The organism is Rhizobium sp. P1_E6 (genome assembly GCF_056405875.1).
Map to the genome: position 1 here is coordinate 1 of NZ_JBFUBG010000337.1, position 757 is coordinate 757.

Consider the following 757-nt stretch of genomic DNA (forward strand, 5'->3'; position numbering starts at 1 on the left):
GATCTCAGTCCGGTCTCGCCGGCGGCGATCGCGTAATTTTCCCCCGCAAGGAAAAAGTCTCGCCGGTAGTCTCGAGCGTTCATGCTACCTTTGCAAATGAGCAGAGCGGCATCGATATCTTGGAAGGCCTCCCTCACCGCGCCCAGATCATGCATGTCGCCGACAACTGCTGTAGCGCCAATATCGATCAAGGGTTGCAGGCGGTCCCGGTTCCTGGCGAAGACCCTCACATCATGGCCTCGTTTCAAGAGCTCGCTGGCAGCTCGGCGGCCGACATTGCCAGTTGCACAGGTAACTAAATAGTGGCGCTTTAGGTTCGTCATTGGAATTCTCCGTTAGTAGCGAAGACGCCTTCGCGGCTGTGTTACGGCGTGCTTATGCCGTACGCTGACTATGACGTTGCGGACCTCACAAAGGATCCGGTTCCTCAATCTCTTTTCATGCCGGGCCCGGCCGTGCTTTACACAGCGGCGCACACGGTAGCAGGGGGGCGACAGGCGGTAGCTCACCAACCTCGCCGTCGTCAGGACCAGCGGCTCGCTATCGCGCTGAGTTGACACGCCACCGCAGACCCTTCCATCTTCGGCACAATCTGAAAGTGCAGCGAATCCTTTCGCCGGCGTGGATCGTCTTAACGGAAGGAGCAGACGCAACGACTGCAGCCAGCGGTGCAGGGTCATGTGACCGGTCCGCTGCCATAGGAGAGCGATATGAAGCCGATGCACGTCACGTACAGCACAAAACCGGAGTATACCCA

1 protein-coding gene is annotated in these 757 nt (G+C 58.5%); it reads right to left on the reverse strand.

Annotation, left to right across the window (positions count from 1 at the left end; genetic code table 11):
• Positions 1-323 (reverse strand): SDR family oxidoreductase (locus AC1D35_RS36600; protein WP_477942958.1); only part of this gene is annotated, 323 nt, incomplete at its 3' end.
• Positions 324-757: the final 434 nt, after the last annotated feature.